At 62.3% G+C, this 23,398-nt stretch carries 21 protein-coding genes and 2 pseudogenes; 14 read left to right on the plus strand and 9 right to left on the minus strand.

Features of this window, described 5'->3' with window-relative positions; all coding sequences use genetic code 11:
• Window positions 1-63: 63 nt before the first annotated feature.
• The 5 genes and pseudogenes from U5760_RS00185 to U5760_RS00205 form a co-directional block, all read right to left on the minus strand.
• A complete protein-coding gene (locus tag U5760_RS00185; RefSeq protein ID WP_322008740.1) occupies window positions 64-1,062 on the minus strand; it encodes an aldo/keto reductase in 999 nt (332 codons plus the stop codon).
• A 97-nt stretch (window positions 1,063-1,159) separates the two neighbouring features.
• Window positions 1,160-1,276 (minus strand): annotated as a pseudogene (locus tag U5760_RS00190) (alkene reductase); the annotation flags it as partial.
• Between the two features lie 72 nt (window positions 1,277-1,348).
• Window positions 1,349-2,155 carry a 2,5-didehydrogluconate reductase DkgB gene (gene dkgB, locus U5760_RS00195; protein WP_322008741.1) on the minus strand — a complete coding sequence of 269 codons (807 nt, stop codon included), beginning with the start codon at window positions 2,153-2,155 and terminating at the stop codon, window positions 1,349-1,351.
• Window positions 2,156-2,268: 113 nt separating this feature from the next.
• Complete coding sequence (locus tag U5760_RS00200; protein ID WP_322008743.1) at window positions 2,269-3,525, minus strand: MFS transporter; 1,257 nt, start codon at window positions 3,523-3,525, stop codon at window positions 2,269-2,271.
• Window positions 3,522-3,659: a hypothetical protein gene (locus tag U5760_RS00205; RefSeq protein ID WP_322008744.1), complete on the minus strand. Its 138-nt coding sequence runs from the start codon at window positions 3,657-3,659 to the stop codon at window positions 3,522-3,524. Before U5760_RS00205 ends, U5760_RS00200 begins: the two co-directional genes overlap by 4 nt.
• A gap of 103 nt (window positions 3,660-3,762) precedes the next feature.
• Here U5760_RS00205 and U5760_RS00210 point away from each other — a divergent pair, with 103 nt between their 5' ends.
• The 6 genes and pseudogenes from U5760_RS00210 (at window position 3,763) to U5760_RS00235 (ending at window position 8,146) form a co-directional block, all read left to right on the plus strand.
• Window positions 3,763-4,665, plus strand: a complete 903-nt coding sequence (locus U5760_RS00210) for a LysR family transcriptional regulator (protein WP_322008745.1) — start codon at window positions 3,763-3,765, stop codon at window positions 4,663-4,665.
• An 84-nt stretch (window positions 4,666-4,749) separates the two neighbouring features.
• Window positions 4,750-4,866, plus strand: a pseudogene (locus tag U5760_RS00215) (DUF2274 domain-containing protein); the annotation flags it as partial.
• A 53-nt stretch (window positions 4,867-4,919) separates the two neighbouring features.
• On the plus strand, window positions 4,920-5,579 hold the full coding sequence (locus U5760_RS00220; protein ID WP_322008748.1) for a TetR/AcrR family transcriptional regulator: 660 nt from the start codon (window positions 4,920-4,922) through the stop codon (window positions 5,577-5,579).
• An 85-nt stretch (window positions 5,580-5,664) separates the two neighbouring features.
• Window positions 5,665-6,405, plus strand: coding sequence for a 3-oxoacyl-ACP reductase family protein (locus U5760_RS00225; protein ID WP_322008749.1), 741 nt, complete (start codon window positions 5,665-5,667; stop codon window positions 6,403-6,405).
• Between the two features lie 150 nt (window positions 6,406-6,555).
• Window positions 6,556-7,332 (plus strand): alpha/beta hydrolase, encoded by a 777-nt coding sequence (locus U5760_RS00230; RefSeq protein WP_322008750.1) that lies wholly within the window; start codon window positions 6,556-6,558, stop codon window positions 7,330-7,332.
• A gap of 16 nt (window positions 7,333-7,348) precedes the next feature.
• The gene (locus tag U5760_RS00235; protein WP_322008751.1) at window positions 7,349-8,146 is read left to right on the plus strand and encodes an SDR family oxidoreductase; all 798 of its coding nucleotides are present in this window, start codon (window positions 7,349-7,351) and stop codon (window positions 8,144-8,146) included.
• Between the two features lie 437 nt (window positions 8,147-8,583).
• Here U5760_RS00235 and U5760_RS00240 read toward each other — a convergent pair whose 3' ends face one another.
• The 4 genes from U5760_RS00240 to U5760_RS00255 form a co-directional block, all read right to left on the minus strand.
• Window positions 8,584-9,717 carry an NADH oxidase gene (locus U5760_RS00240; protein WP_322008752.1) on the minus strand — a complete coding sequence of 378 codons (1,134 nt, stop codon included), beginning with the start codon at window positions 9,715-9,717 and terminating at the stop codon, window positions 8,584-8,586.
• Window positions 9,718-9,723: 6 nt separating this feature from the next.
• Window positions 9,724-10,215, minus strand: coding sequence for an acyl-CoA thioesterase (locus U5760_RS00245; protein WP_415914012.1), 492 nt, complete (start codon window positions 10,213-10,215; stop codon window positions 9,724-9,726).
• A 55-nt stretch (window positions 10,216-10,270) separates the two neighbouring features.
• On the minus strand, window positions 10,271-11,608 hold the full coding sequence (locus tag U5760_RS00250; RefSeq protein ID WP_322008754.1) for an MFS transporter: 1,338 nt from the start codon (window positions 11,606-11,608) through the stop codon (window positions 10,271-10,273).
• A gap of 203 nt (window positions 11,609-11,811) precedes the next feature.
• A complete protein-coding gene (locus U5760_RS00255) occupies window positions 11,812-12,726 on the minus strand; it encodes a LysR family transcriptional regulator (RefSeq protein WP_322008756.1) in 915 nt (304 codons plus the stop codon).
• Between the two features lie 221 nt (window positions 12,727-12,947).
• Between U5760_RS00255 and U5760_RS00260 the strand changes: the two genes are divergently transcribed.
• From U5760_RS00260 to U5760_RS00295, 8 genes are all read left to right on the plus strand, one after another.
• Window positions 12,948-13,880 carry a 3-keto-5-aminohexanoate cleavage protein gene (locus tag U5760_RS00260; RefSeq protein WP_322008757.1) on the plus strand — a complete coding sequence of 311 codons (933 nt, stop codon included), beginning with the start codon at window positions 12,948-12,950 and terminating at the stop codon, window positions 13,878-13,880.
• An 81-nt stretch (window positions 13,881-13,961) separates the two neighbouring features.
• A complete protein-coding gene (locus U5760_RS00265) occupies window positions 13,962-16,169 on the plus strand; it encodes a thiamine pyrophosphate-dependent enzyme (RefSeq protein ID WP_322008758.1) in 2,208 nt (735 codons plus the stop codon).
• A gap of 104 nt (window positions 16,170-16,273) precedes the next feature.
• Window positions 16,274-17,548 (plus strand): pyruvate dehydrogenase complex dihydrolipoamide acetyltransferase, encoded by a 1,275-nt coding sequence (locus U5760_RS00270; protein WP_322008759.1) that lies wholly within the window; start codon window positions 16,274-16,276, stop codon window positions 17,546-17,548.
• Between the two features lie 10 nt (window positions 17,549-17,558).
• The gene (lpdA, locus tag U5760_RS00275; protein WP_322008760.1) at window positions 17,559-18,962 is read left to right on the plus strand and encodes a dihydrolipoyl dehydrogenase; all 1,404 of its coding nucleotides are present in this window, start codon (window positions 17,559-17,561) and stop codon (window positions 18,960-18,962) included.
• A gap of 32 nt (window positions 18,963-18,994) precedes the next feature.
• Window positions 18,995-19,735 carry an SDR family NAD(P)-dependent oxidoreductase gene (locus tag U5760_RS00280; protein ID WP_322008761.1) on the plus strand — a complete coding sequence of 247 codons (741 nt, stop codon included), beginning with the start codon at window positions 18,995-18,997 and terminating at the stop codon, window positions 19,733-19,735.
• Complete coding sequence (locus U5760_RS00285) at window positions 19,663-20,598, plus strand: shikimate dehydrogenase (protein WP_322008762.1); 936 nt, start codon at window positions 19,663-19,665, stop codon at window positions 20,596-20,598. Before U5760_RS00280 ends, U5760_RS00285 begins: the two co-directional genes overlap by 73 nt.
• Window positions 20,599-20,880: 282 nt before the next feature.
• Complete coding sequence (locus U5760_RS00290; RefSeq protein WP_322008763.1) at window positions 20,881-21,474, plus strand: 2'-5' RNA ligase family protein; 594 nt, start codon at window positions 20,881-20,883, stop codon at window positions 21,472-21,474.
• Window positions 21,475-21,661: 187 nt separating this feature from the next.
• Window positions 21,662-23,380: an NAD-dependent malic enzyme gene (locus U5760_RS00295; protein WP_322008764.1), complete on the plus strand. Its 1,719-nt coding sequence runs from the start codon at window positions 21,662-21,664 to the stop codon at window positions 23,378-23,380.
• Window positions 23,381-23,398: the final 18 nt, after the last annotated feature.

Raw genomic sequence — 23,398 nt, forward strand, 5'->3', positions numbered from 1 at the left:
TTGCTGCTCGTCGATCGTTCGACGGAGACGCTAACGCTTTCCACGTTCGCCTGTCCTCGGGATTCATTGCTGCGGCGTCGGCGCGTTCGGGCTGATGACGCCTGCCGATTTCAGTTCGGTCCACAGCGCGGCGGGTATGGGGCTACGGGCGAGCGCGAGATTTTCCGAAATACGCGCCGGGCGGCTCGCACCGGGAATGACGCCGGCCACTGCGGGATGCGCGAGGGAAAACGCCAGCGCGACCGCGCGAATATCCACCCCGAAGCGCGCGCAGATCGCCTTGATCCGCTCGACGCGCGCGAGCATTTCTGCCGGCGCCTTCTGGTACTCGTAATAGGAACCTCCGGCGAGCACGCCCGAATTGTAAGGACCTCCAACTACGATCCCGAGCCCGCGCCGGGCCGCCGCCGGCATCAACTTTTCGAGCGCACTCGCATGGTCGAGCAGGGTGTAACGGCCGGCGAGCAGGAAGCCGTCCGGATCGGCGCGATCGAGCGCGAGCTCGCACGGTTCGACGCGGTTCACGCCGAGTCCCCATCCCTTGATTACACCTTCTTCGCGCAGGCGCGTCAGTGCCTTGGCCGCGCCCGACATGGCCGTGTCGAATACGTCGCGCCAGGCTTCGCCGTGGAAGTCCACCGCCGGATCGTGAATCCAGACATAGTCGAGATAGTCCGTACGCAAGCGCTTGAGGCTGTCCTCGATCGAACGCAGTGTGCCGTCTTCGCTATAGTCGTAGACGATGCGGTTCGGCAACCCGTGTTCGAACAGGCCGCCTTTTTCGCCCAGATCGCGCGCCGTGGTGGATTCGACCTCGTCCAGAATGAGGCGGCCCACTTTGGTGCCAAGAACATACTCGTTGCGCGGATAGTGTGCGAGCGCCTCGCCGAGGCGCAATTCCGCGAGGCCAGCGCCATAGAGCGGCGCACCGTCGAAGTATCGGATGCCGCTATCCCAGGCGGCCTGAACGGTGGCAATGGCTTCTTGATCCGGGATGTTGCGATACATGTTGCCGAGCGGAGCGGTTCCAAAGCCGATCCGCGAGGGAATGGTGATACGCATGAGTGTTCCTTTCAATGTTGGACTGGAGAGGCGTCGCGTATCTGCGGCAGACGCAGAGGTGCCGCAGAGGTGCCGCAGCGGTGCATATGCACGCCGCTCAGGCGGCAGCCGCGGTGCCGTCGAGCACAGGGTAGTCGGTGAGGCCTTTCGCGCCGCCGCCGAACAGCGTTTCGCGCTGGTGTTGCGCGAGCGGCGCACCGGCGCGCAGACGCTGCTATTTCCTGTTCGGGTTCGCGGCGCCTATGCCGCGAACGTTCAAAATGGGCCTCCAGGTTTCAGTCGCGCTTCAATCCCATTGAGCGGCGAGACCCTCGGGGCTCACTTCGCGGCCATTGCGTTCGAGCGCAGCGATATCGGCCATGTCCTCGTCGGTCAGTTGCAGCGTCTGGGCGAGCAGGTTGCTCGCGAGGTTTTCGCGCTTCGTGGACGACGGAATCACCGAGTATCCGAGGCGCAGTGCCCAGGCGAGCGCCACCTGGGCCGGTGTCGCGTGGCGCCGTTCAGCGATCGCACGAATGACCGGGTCGCCGAGCACCTTGCCGTAGGCGAGGGTCATGTACGACGTGACGTGAATGCCTTCCTGCTGGAGGAAGCCCACGAGCTTGCGGCCTTGCAGATACGGGCTCAGTTCGATCTGGTTGGTCGCGATGTTCTCCCTGCCGACCACGGCGATCGCCTGCTTCGTCAGCTCGATGTTGAAGTTCGACACGCCGATCTGCTTCGTGAGGCCTTGCGACTTCGCTTCGGCGAGCGCGCTCATGAATTCCTCGAGCGAGACGCCGTTGTTGGGCGCGGGCCAGTGGATCAGCGTGAGATCGACTGCGTCGGTGCGCAGTTTCTTGAGGCTGTCCTTGAGGCTCGGGATCAGCTTGTCGCGCGAGTAGTTGTCGACCCAGATCTTCGTGGTCAGGAACAGGTCCTTGCGCGCGACGCCCGAAGCGGCGATCGCTTCGCCCACTTCGGCCTCGTTGCCGTAGATCTGTGCGGTGTCGATCGCACGGTAGCCGACTTCGAGGCCATTGCGCACCGAGTCGATGACGACCTGGCCTTGCAGGCGGAAGGTTCCGAGGCCGAATGCGGGAATGTTGCTCATGAGGTTCTCCGGGGCAGTGAGGGGCATGCGATGTCGATGAAGGCATTGTGCCCATTTCGATCCATGCCAAAAACAGGGATAAATGCGAAATACAATTGAATCTAAATCAAATATCAAACCTTGCCCGGCGGAAGATCGCGTGCCGGACTGTCGGGGCCACGTTCGGGCTGCTGGCGCTGCAGGGCCATTTGCACGAACACGAACGCGAGACCGGAAGCGGCGATCAGGGCGCCGACGATGGGCACCGCGGCATAGCCGAAGCCTGCTGAAATTGCCGCCCCGCCAGCAGCCGCACCCACGGCATTACCGAGATTGAAGGCGCCCACGTTGACGGAGGAGGCCAGCCCCGGCGCTTCGGAAGCCGCCCGCATGACGCGCATCTGCAAGGGCGGCACGACGGCGAAGGTGGCGATGCCCCAGACCACGACGGCAATCGCAGTGCCGAGGTGATGCTTCGCGAGCAGCGGGAACGCAAGCATGATGGCGACGAGCAGGATCAGGAAGACGATCAGGCTGCCGTTGAGCGAGCGGTCCGCGAGCCGGCCGCCCGCCACGTTGCCAATCGAAAAGCCCACGCCCACGAGCACGAGCATGGCCGTCACGAACGAGGGCGACGCGCCGGCGAGGTGCTCGAGTGTCGGCGCGATATAGGTGTAGAGCGTGAACATCGCGCCGGCGCCGAGCACAGTCGTGGCCATCGCCATCAGCACGACGGGGCGGGTGAGCACCTTCAACTCGCCACGCACGTGCGGCACCTTTCCGGCTTCGCCCTTCGGCAGCGCTACGCGCAGGATCAGCATCGTGACGACCCCGAGCGCCGCGGTCGCGGCGAACGACATGCGCCAGCCGATCGTCTGGCCGAGCCATGTCGCGGCGGGCACACCGCCGATGTTCGCGATCGTCAGCCCCATGAACATGGTGGCGACCGCGCTGGCCTGCTTGTGACGGGGCACGACGCTCGCCGCGACGAGCGAGCCGAGGCCGAAGAACGCGCCGTGATTGAGGCTCGTGACGAGGCGCGCGAGCAGGAGCGTCGTGTAGTTCGACGAGACTGCCGAAAGCAGGTTGCCGACGGTGAAGATGCTCATGAGCGCAATGAGCGCCGTTCTGCGCGACCAGCGCGAGAAGGCGAGCGTCATCAGCGGCGCGCCGACCATCACGCCAATCGCGTAGGTGGTGATCAGCATGCCGGCGGTCGGGATGGAGACGTGCACGCCTTCGGCGATGACGGGCAGCAACCCCATCGGCGAAAATTCCGTCGTGCCGATGCTGAACGCGCCGATGGCGAGCGCCAGCAATGAAAGCCATGCGCTACTGGATTGATCCTGCTGATCCTGCTGATCCGGCTTCGATAATTGAGCCTGGTTCATGCTGTTTGCTCCGTCATGTCTTGATGGAAATGGGGAAGGACTTCACTGGCGATTTCGCTGAACGTCTCGTTTACGAACTCCGTCGTACCGATGGCAAAAGCGCTGATGGTGAGCGCGAGGAGAGCGAGGGGCATGGTATCCGGTCCTGGCTTCGAAGAAGACGGGACGAAGTGTGCGCCCTTTACTTTTGATTAAAAACTAGCCTATAAACGAATATGTTTTGATTTGAAATCAAAAATGAAAATCACGTTAGATGAGCTGCAAGCCTTTGTGAGCGTGGTCGACAGCGGCTCCATCACGGCCGCTGCGCAACAACTCGGCCTCACGATTTCGGCTACGAGCCGGACCTTGGGAAGACTGGAGGAGAAGCTCAAGACCACGCTGCTGCGCCGCACGACACGCCGTCTGGAGTTGACCGAGGAGGGACGGGCATTTCTGAACGACGCGCGGGCGATCATCGCTTCGGTGGAGGGTGCGGAAGAGCAGATGGCCGCGCGCCGCGAGCGGCCATCGGGCCGGCTGCGCGTGGATGCGGCCACACCGTTCATGCTCCATGTGATCGTGCCTCTCGTGAAGGGTTACCGGGAGCGCTATCCTCAGGTCGAGCTGGAACTCAATAGCAATGAAGGGATCATCGATCTGCTGGAACGGCGCACGGATGTGGCCATCCGGATCGGCGCGCTGAAGGACTCCACGCTGCACAGCAAGCCCGTGGGCCGCAGCCGCGTGCGCATTCTCGCGAGCCCCGCGTATCTGGAAGCCCATGGGCACCCCAGGCGCGTTGAGGACCTCGCGAAACATGCATTGCTTGGGTTCAATCAGCCGGAGGCGCTCAATGTCTGGCCGATATCGGGGCCGGACAATGAGCCGTATCGCATCACACCAACCATCTGGTCGTCGAGCGGCGAGACGTTGCGCCAACTCGCTCTGGCGGGCGCCGGCATCGTGTGCCTTTCCGACTTCATGACGGCGCACGACCGGCGCGACGGGGCCCTCGTGCAGCTTTTCACGCGCCAGACCCAGGATGTCCAGCAGCCGATCAATGCGGTTTACTACCGCAATACCGCCATCTCGGCGCGCATTGCCTCGTTTGTCGATCATCTGATCGAGGCGGTGCGCGGGACAGAGTTCGAGCGCTAGCGGGCGACTTGCTGAAGGGGCGCAATCCGTATGTGATCTATTTGTCGCGCCAGGCGCTCGACATCTTCGTTACGCTGCACGCCTGCGGTGCTGATCCCGCATATGTTGGAGGCGTTCATGGCGGGTGATCGGGGATTCCGGAGGGACACGGGGGAGGGCGGGCGACATTCCCCTCGGGCGTCGGCACTGCAAGCGCGCTGAGGATCGCAGGAGAAATCTATACTCGGGCCGGCATCGAACCGACATACTTTGCCATGGGGATTGCAAGACAGGTTCTGGTCGCCATAATGATGGTTATTGACACATCAATCCATAACCATCATTATGACGCAATGGTCAGACCGCGTGAATTCGATCGTGAAACCGCCCTTGAGAAAGCTCGACTCGTTTTTTGGGCTAAGGGCTATGCTGCCACGTCCACCGATGACCTCGTAAAAGCCATGGGCATAGGACGCCAGAGCCTTTACAACACGTTTGGCGACAAGTGGACGTTATATGTAGAGGCCCTCGCCGATTACCAGCAAGGTTCTACATCGTCTCACGCGCGGCGTTTGCAGGCTCCCGCCTCTGCGCTGCAAGGCCTCCGGGACATGCTAGAAGGTCTTGCGGTCGATGACGACGCGTTGCGAACGCTAGGCTGCATGGGGGTGGGCTCTGTGTGCGAGTTTGGTTCGGCCGAACCTCAGTTGTCGGAATTACGTGCGAAAAGCGCGATTTACCTGCACTCGCGGCTGGTCAAGAGAATTCGCGAAGCACAGGCGACAGGCGAGATCGATTCAACCTTGAGCGCGAGTGAGGCGGCCAACTACATGATGATGAGCATGACGGGTATTCAGGTCGCTGCTCGCAGCGGAGCAAAGGTGGCTGAGCTGCGTCGGCTTGCCCGTTTCGCGGTGGATCGCCTGAAAGCGTAGCCGTTGTTTCCCCTGGATGGCGTCGTCACGCACGGCGCTTTTTTATTGCCAGTTATTGACTAATCATTCCATAACAAGGATTGCCATGGGTAGCGATGCCAGCGGTAACGGAAAAGTTGCACTCGTCTTCGGTGGCTCCCGAGGGATTGGTGCAGCGGCGGTACGCCGATTGGCGTGTGACGGTTTCGTCGTAGGCTTCACCTACGTATCGCGGCCCGACAGTGCGCAGGAGGTTGTCGATGCCGTGGCGGCTGCCCGCGGCCAGGCCTACGCTGTGCAAGCCGACAGTGCCGATGCTGCTGCCATCCAGATGGCCGTGGAGAAGGTGGTCGCGCAATTCGGGCGACTCGATGTCGTGGTGGTCAATGCGGGCATTCTGCGCGTGGGTACGATCGATACCTTCACGCTGGCCGATTTCGATCAAGTGCTGCAGGTGAATGTACGCGGTGTCTACGTGGCGATTCAGGCAGCCGTGGCACGGATGAGCGAAAACGGCCGCGTGATTACTATTGGTAGCAATACCGCCGTACGCCCCTTAACGCCGATCGGCACGGTCTACGGCACGAGCAAAGCCGCGGTGGCCGCCATGGTGAAAGGCCTCGCGTTGGAACTGGCTGCGCGCGGCATACGCGTCAACAACATCCAGCCCGGCCCTATCGAAACAGACATGACGGCCGAGCACATCGAGCACATCAAAGGCATGGTGCCGCTAGGCGAGGTGGGCCAACCTGACGACATCGCCGAACTGGTCTCCTATCTGGCCGGCCCGACTTCGCGTTACATGACCGGTTCGAGCCTCACCATCGATGGCGGCATGACGCTCTAGCCGGTTCAAGCAGTATCGTGGTGGGCGAATGAAAGCGTACGCAGCTCTGCAAATCACAGCGTCTTCTTAAGGACTACGTAGACTTACATGTGGGCAGCGCAACAGCGCCGTTGTTCATATGCTCTTTGTCGCGCTGTAGGAGCGTCCTATATGAATCTCGGTAAATTTCTGGCGGCAAGCATGATTGGCGGTGCGGTAATGGCGGGTGGTGGAGCTGCGGCGGATACGCAGACTCAGCCTGTTCACTTGCACAACATCGTTCTCGTCCATGGTGCGTGGGCGGATGGATCGAGCTGGGACAAGATCATCCCGCTGCTGGAAAAGAAGGGTTTTCATGTTACCGCGGTGCATCTCCCGTTCACGACGCTTGAGGCTGATGCGGCCGCCGTAAAGCGTGCTGTCGCCCTGGAGGACGGTCCGGTTCTCCTTGTCGGGCACTCTTACGGTGGAGCCGTCATCACCGAGGCCGGAAATGATCCGAAGGTGGCCGCACTGGTTTATGTCGCGGCGTTCGCGCCGGATGTCGGTCAGTCCGCGGGCGATCTCAACGGCAGCGTTCCTCCGACCCGGGGAGCGAAGGAGTTCCGCCCCGACGCCAATGGATATCTGAAGCTGACGGACAAAGGCATCGCGGAGGATTTCGCACAGGACCTTTCGACGCCTGAGAAGAAGATCCTTGCGGCCACGCAAGGTCAGACCAGCGGGCCGAACGAACTCGGTGCCAAGGTCTCTGCGGCTGCGTGGAAAGAGAAACCGACGTTCTATATCGTGGCCGATCAGGATCGGATGATTTCGCCGGATCTGGAAAAGATAATGGCAGCACAGATGCATGCGAAGACTATTCACATTGCCTCAAGCCATGTCCCCATGCTCTCTCATCCTGCGGAGGTAGCCGCGTTCATTTCCGAAGCCGCGGGCGGCAATTAAATTGGGAGTTTTCGAAGTGACCAAGATTGCTTTCATAACCGGGGCTTCTGGCGGTGTTGGACAAGCGGCAACCAGGCTCTTTCTCGATCGCGGTTGGACTGTGGTTGCAACTGCACGCGATATGGACTCGCTGGGGGCATTGGGAAAGTCTTCGCGACTGACCCCCCTGCGCCTTGACGTCACTGACCATCGCTCCGTTCAAGAGGCAGTTGGCGAAGCGATTGCGCGGCATGGCTGTGTTGATGTGCTGGTCAACAACGCCGGGTTTAGTGTCTCAGGTCCGCTTGAAGGCGTCAGCGACGAGGCCATGCGGCGCGTCTTCGATACCAACTTTTTCGGGGCCGCGGCGTTGATCCGTGAAGTTCTTCCCTACATGCGAGAGCGAAGAAGCGGGACGATTGTCAATGTGACCTCGCTTGCTGGACGTGTTGGGATTCCTTACCTTTCGGCATACTGTGCAACCAAATTTGCCATGGAAGGGCTCACCGAATCCCTGGCGCACGAATTGTCCCGCTTCGAGTTGCGGGTGAAGCTTGTCGAGCCTGGTGGAATCAGGACGAAGTTCCACAGCGAATGGTTCGAGCCTCCGGCGTACCAGCCGGAAGTGTCTCAGGTGAAGGCCATCATGGAAGCCGGCATCCGGAAGGCGGCCCCACCTGAAGGCGTCGCCGCTGCGATCTATCGAGCAGCGACTGACAACAGCGCGCGCATACGCTATGCCGCCAACGGCGCTGGTCCTCTTCTTTCTTTGCGTAAATTGCTTTCGGATGGCGCGATGCAGGTACTTCTGCGCCGAACGCTATTGAAGGGATGAATGGTTCGCGCGGCGATCTTTGCGTCGAGCACCACCATGAAAGTCAGTTTTCTCGAAGTTCTCGAAGCCAGGGGTGGGCTGAACAACTCGAGATCGCCGGGTGGCCGGTTCCACGCCCAGGCACGGGCCAGGTGCTCGTCAAGGTGGCGGCCTCTGGCGTGATTTAACATGGCGTAGGCATGCGCAACGGCATGTATTCGGTATGATTGAAGCGGATTGATGATAGGTCGGCGCTCCGCAAATTGTCCTGAATCGCGCGTCAACAAAGGGCGTGTTTTTTGACGGTAAAAGCGACGGCATAGGTCCATGCCGATCACTGCAAATTCCTTTAACCATGCGGGCTTGCGAGACCTGTTGATGATCAGTCTGCAAAAAACTCGCCGATATCGCCGTCCGACGATTATGCGCAACCCGATGCGGCACCGAAGTCTGCCGACTCAGGCATTGGGTTCCAGCAGATACTTGTCACCCGTTGCCCGTCTCGCGAATCGGCGAATGGTATCCGGTTCGATCAGTTGCGTAAGCGAGATCCGTTCACTGTAATGACTTGCGAACGTCGACGAGAGCTCGCTGACAACGCGCTCACGCATGCTTGCTGCAATGGCTGCGCCAAAGCTTTGAATCCGCCAGGTCATCAACCATCCCCCGACGCCCCATGCCATCCCGAACCGACGGTTGATCGTAGTGGGCCGGGCGTCGAGCGTTCCGTATAGATAGACCTGTTTGTGTGTCGACGATCCGTAGCGGTCGTAACGCGGCATGTTGCGAACAGTGACGGCATCCATGGCGATGAGCAGCTTTTCGGCCATGTCGCCACCGCCGATGGCGTCGAACGCGAGGGTCGCTCCCGTGGCGTCGATCGCATCGACCAATGCCTTGTCGAAGTCCGCAGCGCTGCTGTCGAGCACGTATTGGGCGCCGAGATCGCGCAGTGTCCGGACTTGTGATTCGTTGCGAACGATATTGACCAAAGGGATGTCGTCCGCAGCGCAAAGCTTGACCAGCATCTGCCCGAGGCTCGAGGCCGCAGCGGTATGAATAATGGCACGATGCCCTTCCGTGCGCATCGTTTGCAGCATCGCAAGCGCGGTCAGCGGATTGATGAACGCTGACGCGCCGGTTTCTGCTTTCATGCCGACAGGTAGAACCATCACTGACGAAGGATCGGCAAGCCTGTACTGCGCGTAAGTTCCCGTCGTGCTGCGCAACGCCACCGTCCGGCCCAGCAGGTGATGTGCGCCTACCCCGGTCGCAACCACCAGGCCCGCGCCTTCATTGCCGATGGGAAGCGAAAGGCCAAGGCGCGCTGTAACCGCCGGCAGTTTGTCGGCTGGAACCGTCGCGGTCGTCACAGCCCCTCTTGACGTGTGGCTCACTTCCAGCGTCGACAGATCGGCGGGGCCGAGGAGCGAGATGATGTCCGACGGATTGACCGGCGCAGCCTGGATTTGCACCACGATTTCTTCGGCCGACGGCACAGGGACCGCGACCTCTTCAAGCGAGAGCTGGAGTTGCCCTTCCGGGGTGATTAACGAGCGCAGTTCTTGCGCGCTTGCAGGTATTGTGTGCATATCGGTTCAATTCCGTGCGTCAGTGGCGTTGTCTTTTGCGAGGATTAAAGCTCGCAGTGAGTCCGGCAGCGGCACCCGGCTACCGCTGTCGTTTCTCATCCAGATGCAGATGGCGCTGCCGCGACCTACGATGCCGTGACTCCACACGGAAAACGCCATCCTGAAGCTTGTGCTGCGTATCCAGTCGACTTTTGCGGCAACCAGCACGCTATCTTCAAGGCCCAGAGGCCTGTCGTAGCTGAAGCTCACTTCGCGGATCACGGGACCGGGCCGATCGATACCAAATGGAAACTCCCCGAGCTCGCGAAAATAATGGTTGCGCGCTTCTTCGCACCATAATAAATGCGTACGGTGATTCACATGACCAAACGCATCGATGTCGTCCCAACGTACCTCGAATGGTTTGACGCACGACCACCCATCTTCGACACCATGTTGCCGGGCCAATGAATCGAGGTCGGTGTCGCTACCTTCGGCAGCGGCGATTGCTGGTTTCATGACTTCCTCGGAGACCTTGCTTGCGTCGTTTATCGTTGCGATGGATTGCCTGCCATCACGCCTGGCGCTGCCCGTTGACCACCAGCGAGGCTGGCGCCGCCGCCGCGCCGGTAGGGTCGGCGATCTGGTTCAACTCGATGCCGCGGGTTTCGCGGATCAACAATGCGCCTGCGCATGCCATCGCACCCAATGCCACCACGTAGGCCATGTAGACCCACGACAGGCCAATCGAGGTGAGCCAGGTGTTCAGATAGGGGGCCGTTCCGCCAAACACGGCTGCGGACAGCGAGGTGACGAAACCGACGCCTCTCGCCCGGGCGTGAGTCGGCACCTGTTCGGAGACCAGCGCCGCGTACACGGCGGAGCTGAATCCCCAGATACACAGGCCAATGGTTTGCGCGACGAAAAGGGTCCAGGGGGCGGAGCTGAGCAGCTTTGAAATCGGGAAAGTCGAGACCATGACGCCGATACCGAACAGCATCGTGATCGCTTTCCGTCCGATGCGATCCGATAGCCACCCGCAGAAGGGCAACCAGAACAGGCAGATGATCTGCGCCCCCAGGCTCGCCAGATAAGCCGACGATGCCTCCATTCCCTTGCTTGAAATAGCGAGCGTCGGGGCGAACGTGACCCATGTGTAGTAGAAGGCGTTGCCAGCGGCCGCGCACATCACGATGTTCCTGGCCACGATCAACGAACCGGCCATGGAAAGCTTCGTCGCTTGCCGGTTCGTGTGTCGCGTCGTCGAGGCTTCGAAAACTTCGGTCTCCACAGCATTTCTGCGGAGGACCAGCACGTATAGACCCAGAAAAGCACCGAAGGCAAAACCCATGCGCCAGCCATACGACTGCATGGCTGCATTGCCGAGCAGGCTTGACAGCGCGCCCGCGAGCGCCGTCGCGGCCATCACGCCCAGGGTTGCACTGACGAAAATGGCGCTCGACCACAGCCCACGTTTCGATGCGGGCGCAATTTCAGCAACGTACGTATATGAAACGCCCGATTCGCCGCCATGGGCGAGTCCCTGAACCAATCGGCAAATCAGCAGGATGAACGATGCCGCACTGCCAATCGACGAATAGGTGGGAATCAGCGCGATTGCAAGACCCGATGCGAACAGCAGACCCATCGTGATGAAGAGAGTCTGCCTGCGTCCGAGGCGGTCGCCGAAGGTCCCGAACAACCACCCGCCAACGGGGCGGGCCACGAAGCCGACGGCAAACACGGCAAGCGTCATCAGTAGCGCCGAAACCTTGTCCTTTGCCTGAAATAGATTGATCGAAAGGTAATAGGAAAAGGAGCCGTAGAGCGTCCAGTCGAACCATTCGAGTGCATTGCCGATGGCAGCCGCGCGTAAAGAGCGGGCCCGCGTGGCGCGGTTCATTGTCTCCATTCCGCTTTCCGTTTTTGTGAGGTTGGATATCACGCTCTGCCAGGCAGAGCAGCCATTCGCAGTCGGCTTTCACCGTTTCCGGTCATTTCGCCGGCCAGTAACGGGAGCTAGTGTCGTGCGCTCACAGAGGGAGAACAAGGCGCAGATTTTGACCGATCAATCTGATTTTCCGATTGATTGTCCTGAAGGGCTCGGGCCGCGCCTTAGTCTCGGGACACGGGAAAGGTGCTGTACAGCCGCGCGAGCTTGACCAGCAGCGTATTGAGCTGGGCAATGATGGGCCGGCTGTCGTCGCGCCGCCACACCAGCGCGGACGAGATCGGCGGCAGATTGATTTCGGCAAAGGTGATGCCTGGGGTAGCGTAATAGCTGGCGGCCCGCCGGGTCAGCATCATCAGGCCCTGTCGGGAAGAGACGGCTGTCATGGCCTCGCGCAGCGTGCGAACCACCGGGCCGTCGCCGATCGGCGCGCCCAAAGGCGTGTGACGCGGCAAATGGAAATCCTGCCATTCCTGATTGACCACACCGGGCACCATTCGCACGAGCCGCTCGCCTGCCAGCGCCTCTCCGTCGACAAATTCGTGGCCGGCGAGGGGGTGATCGTTTGGCAGGCACAGCATGCGGCGATCTTCCATGAGCACAGGACCGTGGGCCAGACCGGGGGCGCCCAGCGGCAGCCGGCAGACCGCCACATCGACCTCTCCGCGAACGAGCGCCTGGAAATGGTCAAGGAATGACAGCTCGACGAATTCGAGTTCGATACGCTGGAACGTGGCCGCAAATTCGGCAACCAGCGGTCGATGCAACTCGTAAAGGCCGCCCCCCAGGAAGCCAAACTTCAGCTTGCGTTGTTCGCCGGCCGCGAGGCGCTTGCAGTCGCGAACGGTGGTCTTGATCGACATGAACGCGGACTCCGCGCCGTCCCTTAGCGCCTCGCCCAGCGGCGTCAAGGACACGCGCCGGCTGGTGCGTTCGAACAACTGGCCGCCGATCGACTTTTCGAGGTTGCGTATCGCTTCCGATACGGATGATTGCCCTATGAAAAGGCGCTCTGCCGCCCGCCCGAAGTGCAATTCCTGAGCGAGTACGAAAAAGCATTCCAACTGGCGAAAGTCCATGGCGTCGCTCCCTCGGCGGATGGATCTGTCCAATGCGGTGCACGCAGAACGCGAAGGCGTTTGTCCAGATCGATCTTGAATTCCGATCGATTCTACGCGAACTGCCCGTTGTTTGACATGGGCTGAAAACGCACACTACGCCTCGTCAGGAAGCGCTGATCGCGCCAACCGGGATCGTTCCGCGCGTCGCGCAACACAGTACAAAGATTTCAGAGACAACCATGAAACCAACGCCCAACGTCATCATTTCGTGTGCGATCACCGGATCGATTCACACGCCCTCCATGTCGCCGTACCTCCCCGTGACCCCCGATGAAATCGCGCGCTCCGCAATCGAGGCTAGCAAGGCAGGCGCGGCGATTGTCCACCTGCATGTGCGTCGTCCTGAAGACGGTTACCCGGTTCAGGATGTCGGCCTGTTTCGCGAGGTCGTCACGCAGATTCGCGAGGGTTGCGACGCGATTATCAATCTGACGACGGGCGGTGCATCGTTCATGACGATCGACGAGCGTCTCGAACCGGCGGTGCAGATTCAACCCGAACTGGCCTCGCTCAACATGGGTTCGATCAGCATCAACCTGTCGCCGATGCTGCGGCGCGACCGCGAATTCCGTTTCGAGTGGGAACGACGCTATCTGGAAGATTCGGCAGGCATGGTGTTCAAGAATTCGTTCAAGGACATCGAGCACATCCTGCGCCGGTGCAGCGATCACGGCACGCGCTTCGAATTCGAGTGCTACGACATCGGGCATCTTTACAACCTGGCATATTTCGTTGAGCGCCAGATCATCAAGCCGCCGTTCTTTGTGCAGAGTGTGTTTGGCCTGTTGGGTGGAATAGGCGCGCACCCGGAAGACGTCGCCCACATGTACCGCACCGCACAGCGTCTCTTCGGCAGCGATCTGGTCTGGTCGGTGCTGGGTGCGGGCAAAGGGCAGATGCGCCTCGCTGCGTTCTCGGCACTGAACGGCGGCAACGTGCGCGTCGGCCTCGAGGACTCGCTGTGGGTGGGCCCCGGGCGTCTCGCCGAGTCGAACGCAGCCCAGGTCACGCAGGTCCGCGGTCTGCTGGATGGGCTTGCGCTGCCGATCGCATCGCCGCAGCAGGCGCGGGAGCGTCTCGCCCTCAAGGGTGCCGACACACTGGCAATTTAGGCGCGTGTCCGCGTCGGCGATGTCATTTTCCCGGCGCCGCTGCGCGCGCGGGCACCACGTTTTCCGAACAAAGGTATTCCCATGTCCGAACACATAGCCTTGCGGCCGGCGGCCGACTGGGTCGAGCTTCGCACGTCCGCTGAAGACTGGTCGAGCGCGGATCCCGCGTTGCTCGGCACGCTGCTGGCCCATCTGCATCTGATCCGCGGTTTTGAGGAAGCGGTCCTGGAACTGGCCGCAGAGGGACTCGTGCACGGTCCCGCGCACTCGAGCATCGGTCAGGAGGGCGGCGCGGCTGGCTCGATTGTGGCGCTCGGTGCGGCTGACCAGGTCAACGGTTCTCACCGCGGTCATCATCAGTTTCTCTCGAAGGCGCTGGTCTACCTGGCACCGGACGGCATCGATCCGCTGTCGCCTTTCCCGGCATCGATCGATGCGCTGCTGCAGCGAACGCTCGCCGAGATTCTCGGTTTGTACCAGGGCTTCTGCAAGGGACGCGGCGGCTCCATGCACCTGCAGTGGAGCGAGGCCGGCGCACTGGGCACCAACGCGATCGTTGGTGGAGGCGTGCCGCTCGCTGCCGGCTCGGCGTGGGCGAACCGGCACGCGGGAACCGATGCGGTCGCGGTCACCTATTTCGGCGATGGCGCGGTCAACATCGGTTCGGTACTGGAAACGATGAACCTTGCCGCTGCATGGAAACTGCCGCTCTGTTTCTTCATCGAGAACAACCGTTACGCGGTGTCCACCAGCGTCGAAGAATCGACCGGCGAACCGCGACTGTCTGCGCGCGGGCTGGGCTTCAACATTCCCAGCTGGAAGGTTGACGGTATGGATCCGCTGGCCGTCTATCTGGCCATGCAGGAGGCGGTGGCGCATATGCGCGCGGGCCACGGCCCGACCATCGTCGAGGCCGAGGTATATCGCTTCTTCCATCAGAACGGGCCGTTCCCCGGCAGCGCGTTTGGCTATCGCAGCAAGGAAGAAGAGCAGCAGTGGCGGCAGCGCGATCCAATCGATCTGACTGCGCGGCACATGATCGAGCGTGGGCTGATCACGAGCGAGCAGGTCGACGCGCTGCGCGAGCGCGTGCGGACGTCGACCCGTGCAGCCATCGCGGCGCTCACGGAAACCGATCCGGAGAGCGGGGGCAACAAGCGTAACAAGCTTAACAAGCGCCGCATCCGGCCCGATCTCTGGCCGTCGCCGGACTTTCGCGACGTTGGGCTGCGCGGCGACCTGAAAGAATTTGACGGACTGCGCTACGAAGAGGAAGCGAGCTACGCCGGCACCCTGGAGACGCGCAAGTTCGTCGATGTGGTTGCCGACGTCATGGGGCGCCGGATGGCGACGGACGATCGCATTGTCGTCATGGGCGAGGACGTGCACCGTCTGAAGGGCGGCACCAACGGCGCCACGAGAGGATTGCGCGACCGCTTTCCGGATCGGGTGCTGGGAACGCCGATCAGCGAGAACGCCTTCGTTGGCCTCGGCGGCGGTATGGCGCTCGATGGTCGTTTCCGTCCGGTCGTGGAATTCATGTATCCGGACTTCATGTGGGTCGCGGCCGACCAGGTCTTCAACCAGATCGGTAAGGCACGTCATATGTTCGGCGGCGAAAGCGACGTGCCGCTTGTGTTGCGTACCAAGGTCGCGATGGGAACCGGCTACGGTTCGCAGCATTCGATGGACCCCGCTGGCATCTTCGCCACGAGTCCGGGCTGGCGCATCGTGGCGCCTTCCACGCCGTTCGACTACGTCGGCCTGATGAACTCGGCGCTTGCGTGCCGCGATCCGGTGCTCGTGATCGAGCACGTCGATCTGTACAACTCGTCCGGCCCGGCTCCGACCGAAGATTTCGACTATCACCTGCCGGTCGGCAAGGCGGCAATCCGTCGTACGGGTTCGGCGGTGACCGTGATTACGTATCTATCGATGGTGGCGCACACCCTGGAAGCGGTGAGTGCGACGAGCATCGACGCGGAGGTGATCGATCTGCGTTGGCTCGACCGCGCGAGCCTGGACTGGGACACGATCGAAGCGAGTATCCGCAAGACCGGCAGTGTGCTGATTGTCGAGCAGGGCGCGCGTGGCACGTCCTACGGCGCATGGCTTGCCGACGAGATCCAGCGACGCTCGTTCGACTGGCTCGATCAACCGGTGCAGCGGGTGACGGGTGCTGAGGCCTCGCCGAGTATTTCGAAAGTGCTCGAACGGGCCGCTGCGGCGCGTACCGAGGAAGTCATCGAAGGTCTGCGGCATGCGTTGCAGCAGACGGGCACCGCGTGACGTCAACATTTTGGATTGCGAATCAAAAATTATTATGGACATCATCATGACGAGTACTCACGGCGCTGTGGCTTGCCGCAGTGTGCGAGCGAGGAGAGCCTGACATGGCAACGATTCTGCGCATGCCGGAAGTCGCGGCCAATGCGACGCACGCGACATTGGTCAACTGGCTCAAGCGCGAAGGCGATCCGGTGCGTGAGGGAGAAGGGCTCGCCGAAATCGAAACCGACAAGGCGATTGTCGAGCTCGAGGCCGAAGCCGCCGGCACGATGGGCGCACAGCTCGTTGCCGCAGGCTCGGAAGTCGAGGTAGGCGCGACGGTGGGCGTTCTGCTCGCGGTTGGCGAGAACGCGCAGGATGCCGAGACACTGCTCGCTGCGAGCGAACCCACTCATGCGGCAGCAGGCACACCCGCCGAGGCCGCTGCTTCAGGTGCGGCCACTACGCGGGTTAAATCCGCTCAGGCTACCGGCGAAAGGGTGTTTTCCAGTCCGCTCGCGCGACGTATCGCGGCGGAGCGTGGCATTGCGCTGGCGGGCTTGCGCGGCAGTGGGCCGAATGGACGTATTGTGCGACGCGATGTCGAGCAGGCGCAAAGCGACGTGCCGGTGTCCGCATCGGCTCTTGCAGCCTCTGCGGCATCGAACGTCACCCCCGCACCAATGGAGTCTGCTGCAACACAGGTTGCTGTCGCCGCGGCCGGTTACACGGAAGTCCCTCACAGTGGCATGCGCAAAACCATTGCGCGACGCCTGAGCGAAAGCAAGTCGACCATCCCGCATTTCTACCTGAACGCGGCGTGCCGTATGGATGCACTGCTCGCGCTACGCAGTCAGATCAATGGGTCGTCGTCGCGCCGGATTTCGATCAACGATTTCATCGTGCGCGCGGTGGCAGTCGCATTGCAGGACGTTCCTGAAGCCAACGTCGGCTGGACCGATACAGCCATGCGTCGCTATGCGCATGCAGACGTCGCTGTGGCAGTTGCCACCGGAACGGGTCTGATGACGCCCATCGTACGCGACGCCGCCCGCAAGACGCTGGCAACGATCAGCGCCGAAATCGAGGACCTCGCGGAACGTGCCCGGGCCGGTCGTCTTTTGCCGGCCGACTACCAGGGCGGGAGCTTCAGTATCAGCAATCTGGGCATGTATGGCGTCACGGAGTTCAGCGCCATCATCAACCCGCCCCAGGCGGCGATTCTTGCCGTTGGTGCGTGCGAGGAGCAAGCCGTCGTGCAGGACGGCGCCGTGGTCGTGGCCCAGGTCATGCGCTGCACGCTGTCAGTGGATCACCGCGCAATTGACGGCGCGCTGGCGGCGCAATGGCTTGCGGCGTTCCGCCGCCGGATTGAGAACCCGCTCACGTTGCTCGTCTGAGGTCACGTCCATGAATGAATCGAGTTTCGATCTGGTTATTGTCGGTGGCGGCCCGGGTGGATACGTGGCGGCGATCCGCGGCGCTCAGCTCGGCATGAGAACGGCGCTCGTCGAGAAGGCGGAACTGGGCGGCGTATGCCTGAACTGGGGGTGCATTCCGACCAAGGCACTGCTGCGTTCTGCCCAGGTGCTGCGGCTCGCGCGCGAAGCAGACCACTATGGCGTCACGCTATCGGACGTACGTGCGGATCTGCCAGCGATGGTGCGCCGCTCCCGTGAGGCTGCCTTGAAGCTTAATCGCGGCGTCGCGCATCTGATGAAGAAAAACGGCGTGACTGTGTTCGCAGGGCGCGGGCGACTGGAAGGGAAGGGCACGCTGGAAGTGGCCGCGCAGGATGGCAAGCGCCTCGTCCTTCGCGCCAACCATATCGTGCTGGCAACTGGCGCCCGTGCGAGGGCGTTGCCGGGCATCGTCCCCGACGGCCTTACCGTCTGGACCTATCGCGACGCGCTGCTGGCGCCGGTGGTGCCGAATCGCATGTTGATCGTCGGGGCCGGGGCGATTGGCGTGGAGTTCGCCAGTTTCTACCGCGCCGTTGGCGTCGAGGTCACGCTGGTGGAGATGGCTGGCCGGATCCTGCCGGCGGAGGACGAGGAAGTCTCGCAGGCGATGGAGCGCGCGCTGGCTCGCGAAAGCATGGCAATTCGTACCGGCGTATCGGTCGGCGGGATGTCGCGTGTTGGGAATTGCTGGCGAGTCCAGCTCAATCGTGCGTCGGATGGCACGAGCGAGCAGATCGAGGTCGATGTCGTGCTGGTTGCGGCCGGCATCGTCGGCAACGTCGAAGATCTTGGGCTCGAGAACACGGCCGTGAAAGTCGAGCGCACCCACATCGTGACGGACGGACTGGGGCGTACCGGCGAACCTGGCGTGTATGCCATCGGTGACGTCGCGGGTCCGCCGTGGCTCGCACACAAGGCGAGTCATGAAGGTGTCGCATGTATCGAGGCCATTGCCGGGCTTGACGCGCATGCACTCGACCCCGCGCGGATTCCTGCCTGCACCTATAGCCATCCGCAGGTTGCGAGCGTCGGGCTGACGGAAGCGCAGGCCCGCGCACAGGGGCACACGGTCAAGGTCGGCCGGTTTCCGTTCACGGGTAACGGCAAGGCGGTTGCCATGGGCGCGGCCGACGGGTTCGTCAAGGTCGTGTTCGATGACGCGACCGGCGAAATGCTCGGTGCCCACATGATCGGCGACGAGGTGACGGAGATGATCCAGGGTTACGCGATCGCGCGCACCCTGGAGACGACCGAAGCCGAGCTGCAGGCCTCCGTGTTTCCTCATCCCACCATGTCCGAAGCGATGCACGAGGCGGTGCTGGCCGCCTGGTCGCGGGCGATTCATATCTGACGCCGACTTACTTTCCATGCAGGAACCCAATCATGTACGACTTCCAGGGACGCACGCTGCTTTTGACGGGAGCAAACGGTGGCATCGGCCGCGCGATCGCCACGATTTTCCATCAATACGGCGCCAATATGGTGCTCGCCGATATGGACGAACCGGGCCTGCGTCATTTCGCTGACGCGCTCGATCCTGGCGGACAAGGCGTGGCGACGCTGCGTATGGACGCCGCTATCCCCGACGACTCCGGCCGCGCGGTCGACTTGGCCGTCGAGCGCTTTGGAGGCATCGATTTTCTCGTGCCGTCGGCGGGGCTCTACGAAGCCCGGCCGTTTCGCGAGATGCAGGACTCGCAGTGGCGCCGCACGCTGTCGATCAATCTCGATGGCGTGTTCTATCTATGCCAGCGCGCGCTGGGCGCATTGCGCCCGGACAGTGCGATCGTCAACCTGACCTCGGTTGCCGCGCATCGCGGCGCTTACTACAACGCACACTATTCGGCGTCGAAAGGCGGTCTCCTGTCGCTCACGCGCAGCCTCGCGCGCGAGCTCGGACCGACGACGCGCGTCAACGCGGTATCGCCAGGCATCATCGAAACGCCCATGACGGCAGACCTGATTCGCACGCGCGGCACCGACTCCATTGAACAGACGCCGCTCAAGCGACTCGGCCAACCCGAAGAGATCGCTTCGGTCGTCGCGTTTCTGTGCAGTTCCGCTGCCAGTTTTATGACCGGCGAAGTGCTGCACGTGAATGGCGGCCTCTACATGGCGGGCTGACGCTGCCGATCGACTTGACTCAAACTGTTAATCAGGAATTCTCCATGCCGATTACCGGCCTGACCCAGATCGTCGGCATCATTGCCGATCCGGTGGCGCACGTTCGCACGCCACAGATGTTCAACGCCGCGGCGCAGCACATGAGCCTGCCCGCCGTGTGCGTGCCGTTTCACGTACCGCCCCCGCAGCTGGGCGTGTGGCTCACGGCCTGCGCCGGTCTTCGTAACCTGTCCGGAATAGTCGTCACGATTCCGCACAAGGAAGCGGTCCTGCCGTTTTGCGATGTCGTCACGGACATTGCACGCATGGTGGGATCGGTCAATGTGGTGCGTCGCGAGCACGATACCCGTCGCTGGATCGGCGGCAACTTTGACGGACAGGGTTTCGTTGCCGGCGTGAAAGCACAGGGCCATACGCTTGCCGGCAAGCGCGTACTGCAGATCGGCGCAGGCGGTGCCGGAAAATCGATGGCCTACAGCATCCTGGCCGAAGGCGCTGCTGAACTCGTGATCGCCAACCGGGCGACAGAAAAGGCGGTCGCGTTGGCTGCGCAGTTGAAGAGGGCCATGCCGGAGGCGTCGGTTCGACCCGGCGAGGCCGACCCGCGCGGCTTCGATGTCGTGGTGAACGCAACCTCGGTCGGCTTGACGGACGACTCGAAGCCGCTCGACGCGAACAGGCTGGACGCGGGTACGCTGGTTTGCGAGGCCGTGGTCCGCGAAGGCGGCACGGCGCTGCTCAAGGCAGCGGCCGAACGCGGCTGCCTGGTACACCGGGGCGAATGGATGTTGCGCGGTCAGATCGTCGAAATCGGCCGTTTCCTGGGATTCGAACTGGACGCGTCGTTGATCGGCGATGTGTAGCGTGCGACGGGGGGCATCGGTTTTCTTCAGCGTGTCGTTAGAGTCGTGCGATTCGACTTGAACATGCCGGACATCGTGCGTGGTCCGATCGTGACGCCGTTTATCTGTGCGATTATCGTGCTATCGATGCACGGTAGTTATCGTGACATTGTCTATCGCGAACGCGCCTGCGGCTGAGCGGCTCATCGATCAGAGTCATCCTGGACTGCGTGGCGAACAAAACGTTATTGAACATTCGGCGGAACATCGAGCGTGCCTGCGCCGATTGACTGATACGCTGCCGTGACCCAACTTACGCTACCCGGCATTGAAGTAACTCAGCGGGCCTGGGCACGGGCTCTGGAGCATCACGTCTTTTTTGCCGTGATGCCCGATCCGGGCACGGCGGCTCGCATCGCCCGGACGGCCGGCGGCTTGCGCGCCGAACTGCAGATCGAGACCTCGATGCTGCCCGCCGGGCGTTGGCATATTTCGCTGCAAAGCCTGAACGATTTTGCGCGTATGCCCGAGGGTGCCGTCGAGCAGGCATGTGCTGCGGCAGCGACGATCGATTTGCCGCCGTTCGATGTGACGTTTGACCAGATCGTGAGCTTCAAGGGGAAACCGGGCAATTCTCCCTGGGTGTTGAAAGGCAGCGCGGCACTTGGGGATTTGATCGACTTGCGACAACGACTCCGGCATGCCCTCGCAAGGAAAGGTCTGCGTGTTTCGGGCGAGGCTTTTACGCCCCATCTCACGCTGCTCTACGACAGGCGCAGATTCGGTGTGCGCGAGATCGAACCGGTCATCTGGACCGTACGCGAGTTCGTGTTGATCGACAGCTGGGTCGGCAAGAAACGCTACGACATAAAAGGGCGCTGGCCGCTGAAGCGCTGACGCCTTTTTCACCATGGGCACCGACGAACGCCCCCAAACGGTTTTCCGCCTACACTGGTGACGGTCATTCATCCAGCGATTCAGGCGCCCCTTCGTCGCTCCCTCTCCGAGACCAGCCAGACGCGCAACCCGGCCTGCGGGGAGGGCGCGTGGAGAAGGGTCGCCGCCATTTTTGCGGAGATTCCCAATGTCCAGTCAATCGGCGACCGAGGCAGACGCAGCATTTCTCGAAGTCACGCAGTCGGGTTACGAATTGCTTGCTGATCCGCTCCTGAACAAAGGGACGGCGTTCAGCGAGATCGAGCGCGACGAGTTCGATCTGCACGGGCTCCTCCCGCCCAATATTGGCACCCTCGAAGAGCAGGTGTCGCGCCGTCTTCAGGTACTGCGCGGCCTCGCTTCCGATCTGGAGCGTTACGCGTTCCTGCGCGAATTGCAGGACACCAACGAGACGCTCTTCTTTGCCTTGCTGGTGCAGAACCTCGAAGAACTGCTGCCGATCGTCTATACGCCCACCGTGGGCGCCGGCTGCCAGCAGTTCAGCCGCCTGTATCGCAAGCCGAGGGGGCTGTTCCTGAGCTTGCCGCACAAGAAGCGGATCGCGTCGATTCTCGCCCATCCGCGCTTCGACAAGGTCGAAGCCATCGTGGTGACCGACGGCGAACGCATTCTCGGCCTCGGCGATCAGGGCGCGGGCGGCATGGGCATCCCCATCGGCAAGCTCGCGCTCTACACGGGCTGCGGCGGCCTGCATCCCGCCACCACGCTGCCCATCATGCTCGACGTCGGCACGGACAATCCGGACTGCCTGAGCGATCCGCTCTACATCGGCTGGCGTCATGAGCGGGTACGCGGCGACGAGTACGACGAATTCATCGAAGCGTTCGTGAGCGCCGTCGTGAAGCGCTGGCCGCACGTTTTGCTGCAGTGGGAGGACTTCGCCAAGAACAATGCGACGCGTCTGCTCGAACGCTATCGCGATCGTTTGTGTACGTTCAATGACGATGTGCAGGGCACCGCGGCGGTCGCCACCGGCACGCTGCTCTCGGCCATCAATGTGACGGGCGTGCCGCTTTCGCAGCAGCGGATTGCGGTGATGGGGGCGGGCTCGGCGGGCTGCGGGATTGCGAGCCTGATTCGCCAGGCCATGATCGAGGACGGGCTGCCCGAGAGCGAAGCGGCCACGCGCTTTTTCATGGTGGACCGGGACGGCTTGCTGGTCGAAGGAATGGACGGCATTGCGTCGTTCCAGCAACCCTTCCTGCAACAGAAAGCCGCTGTGGGCGGCTGGACGCTCGACCATCCGGACCGGATCGCGCTGCTGGATGTCGTGCGCAACGCGAAACCTACGGTGCTGATCGGCGTGTCGGGGCAGGCGGGGGCGTTCTCCGAGGCCGTGGTGCGCGCGATGGCCCAGCAGAACCCGCGCCCTGTGATCTTTCCGCTGTCGAATCCCACCTCGCGCGCCGAGGCCACGCCTACGGACCTCGAGGCCTGGAGCGAGGGCCGCGCCGTGATCGGCACGGGCAGTCCCTTTCCGGCGCTGGAGCGTCATGGCGCGCGCTTCAAGGTCGATCAGACCAATAACTCGTACATCTTCCCGGGCGTCGGACTGGGCGCCATCGCCGTCAAGGCGTCGCGCGTGACCGACTCGATGTTCATGGCGGCGGCGCGCGCGCTCGCGGCGGCTTCGCCGGCGCGGACCGATCCCGGCAAGAATCTGCTGCCGCCGGTCACGGCGCTGCGCGACGTTTCGGTGACGGTCGCGCTGGCGGTTGCGCTGCAGGCGCACAAGGAAGGGCTCACGAAGGGGGTGAGCACCGACCAGATCGAAAGCCGGATCCGCGGCCATGTCTGGGCGCCGCACTACGTGCCCTACAAACGGGAGAAGGGCCGCACTGCATAGGAGGCGGCGGCCGGCAGT

It is taken from the genome of Paraburkholderia sp. J12 (genome assembly GCF_905220215.1).
Lineage (GTDB): Bacteria > Pseudomonadota > Gammaproteobacteria > Burkholderiales > Burkholderiaceae > Paraburkholderia.